This window comes from Flavihumibacter sp. CACIAM 22H1 (genome assembly GCF_001601815.1).
Lineage (GTDB): Bacteria > Bacteroidota > Bacteroidia > Chitinophagales > Chitinophagaceae > Flavihumibacter.
Genome location: NZ_LUKG01000003.1, coordinates 25,728 through 28,527, shown reverse-complemented (window position 1 = coordinate 28,527; position 2,800 = coordinate 25,728). Strand labels below are relative to the sequence as shown.

General features: G+C 45.6%; 2 protein-coding genes. Both read left to right on the top strand.

Annotation, left to right across the window (positions count from 1 at the left end; all coding sequences use genetic code 11):
• Nucleotides 1-356 (top strand): hypothetical protein (locus tag A1D16_RS01430; RefSeq protein ID WP_290707027.1); only part of this gene is annotated, 356 nt, incomplete at its 5' end.
• A gap of 136 nt (nt 357-492) precedes the next feature.
• Nucleotides 493-2,800, top strand: a 2,308-nt coding sequence (locus A1D16_RS01425; protein WP_290707025.1) for an ABC transporter permease, incomplete at its 3' end; no start/stop codon positions are given.

Genomic DNA, 2,800 nt, shown 5'->3' with positions numbered 1-2,800 from the left:
ATGATCCGGTATTATTGGATATAACTGTTCCGCCTGCTAACCAGGCAGCCTGGCTTTCCGGGGGGCAGGCATTTGGCCGGCTGGCAAAACATGTGCTTTGGTTAAACTTGTCGTCGAATAACCTGCGAGAGCAGCAGTTAGCGGGTATATCAGCTTGCACCAACCTGGAAAAACTGCGGTTGGATAAGAATCCGGTAGGGGATAGTTTGTACCTGCTTTTGGGCTCGCTGCATCATCTGGAAGCGTTGAATATATCAGAGACCAATGTTACGGCTGCGGGCCAGGAAAAATTGCAGGCCTTGCCCGGGTTGCAGCGAATCTATAGGCGTCAGACAGGTGTTAGAACACAGTTCTAACACCTGTCTGACGCCTAACCGTTCATTACCGAACGTAAAAATGTCCGTTTTCGAACAGTAGACGATCAGGCATAAGAATCAGGGTATTGAAAATCAACCTGTTATTAATTGGCATCGGGCTTGCCCAGGTTCTTCTATGATTCGAAATTACCTGCTCATAACACTGCGAAACCTTCGACGCAATAAGGTTTATTCCCTGATCAATATTCTGGGATTGAGTTTCGGACTGGCAGCCGCCATCCTCATCTTACTTTATGTGAAAGATGAAGTCAGCTATGATCGCTTTCATACCCAGCTGCAGCATACCTACCGACTTTATAATATCAGCAAAAACGAAGAAACCAACGAAACCAGGAAAAGCGGTATCACCGGTTATTTCCAGGGTCCCCGTTTTGCTGCCTCCGTTCCGGAAATAAAATATTTCTCCCGTTACCAGCAACGAAATGTAGATATAAAAAAACAAGCGGATATAAAATCACAGGAAGTCTTTTATACCGATTCCGTATTTCTACAAATGTTCAGCTTCCCCCTGTTAAGCGGAAATGCAACGACCGCACTGAAGCAAAAAAGAGCGGCTGTTATCTCGGAAAAATTGGCAATGGAACAGTTTGGCACCGTCGACGCCCTGGGAAAAGACCTCCTTATCAAAGAGGAAGACGATAAATTTGAACCCTATATCGTAACAGCTGTAGCAAAAAACTGCCCCCAGAACTCTACCATAAAATTTGATCTCTTATTACCGATCCAGGTAACGCCCGAGGACGAAGCCAACCAGGAAAACTGGTTTAATTTCTTCCTCAATACATTCGTAGTACTACATCCCAATGCCGATAAAGCCGTAGTAGAGAAAAAAATCCAGGCCGTATTTGATAAGGAAGCAACGCCTATTATGCAGGAACTTTCTAAAAAATATGGCGTAAAACTGCAAACCCAAAACGGGCTACAGCCTTTTGCAGATATCCACCTGAGTAAAGATCTTGGTGCTGAAAATGGACTAAGCGGTGCCAGCAACCCAATGTATTCGTATATCCTTACTGGAATTGCATTGTTTATTCTGCTGATTGCCTGTATCAATTTTGTAAACCTTACCGTAGCCCGCTCCGTAAAACGTGCTAAAGAAATCGGTATCCGGAAAGTGGTGGGCGGCAATCGCGGCCAGCTCATCGTTCAGTTCCTGGGAGAATCCGTATTACTTTGTTTTTTATCCTTTTTACTTGCCCTGGTTTTGTCACAGAGTTTACTGGGCTTTTTCAACCAGGTTGCCAATAAAGCCTTATCACTCACCTACCTGCTCGACCTAAAACTGGTAGCCGGCTTCATCGGCTTGTTTTTACTCACCGCCTTTCTTGCAGGCTTTTATCCTGCCATGGTATTATCGGGTTATGACCCGGTTAAAACCCTTTACAACCGGTTTAATCTGGCAGGAAAAAACTATCTCCAGAAATCCCTGGTGGTAATCCAGTTTGCTCTGGCTTCTTTCCTCATTATTGCCACCCTTACCATTTATTCTCAGTTCAATTACCTCACAACAGTTGAAACAGGCGTGGATGAAACCAACCTGGTACTGGTAAATAACTGGCGCATGAGCCATAGTAAGGCGGCTTTATTAAGGAACCAATTAAAACAGCACCCTTCGATCGTTGACGTAGCCTTCAAAAACGGCGGCTCCTGGGGCACAAGAGCTAAAGTAAATGGTGAGCAACAAATCCAGTTTGCCTATGAATCGGTTGGCGTTAATTACCTGCCCCTGCTTCATATACAATTGAAAGCCGGTCGTAATTTTTCCGCAGATCTGCCCACCGATTCTACCAGATCTGTGCTGGTAAATGAAACATTTGCAAAAGAAGCAGGGTGGACCGACCCCCTTGGAAAAGAAGTAGATTTCTGGTATAACGAAAAAAAATACACCGTTATCGGAGTGGTAAAAGATTATCACTACGAAGCCTTGCAACAGAAAATCGGGCCGCAGTTGTTCACGATGAATCCTGAAAATCAATACGGACTTTCCCTGATCAAAATAGCTCCCGGTTCGGCAACCGCCGCCCTGGCACATATCGAAAAAGCATTTAAAGCGGTATTCCCCTACGATCCCTATTCTTACCAGTTCATGGACGAGGCCAACCTGCACAATTATGAGGCGGAAAACCGCTGGAAGCAGATCATGCTCTTCAGCGCCGTGATCACAATTTTTATTTCCTGTATCGGCTTGTTCGGATTAGCCGTGTTATCTACAGAAAAGCGAACCAAAGAAATCGGGATCCGGAAAGTACTGGGAGCATCCGTTCAGCAGGTAGCTACGATCTTATCAAGAGATTTTCTGCTGCTGGTGGTGATTTCCCTCCTTATTTCTCTGCCACTTGCCTGGCTGGCAGCCAGTAAATGGCTGGAAAACTATCCGTACCGGATTCAACCGGGCTGGGAACTCTTTAGCCTCGGTGCTGCCC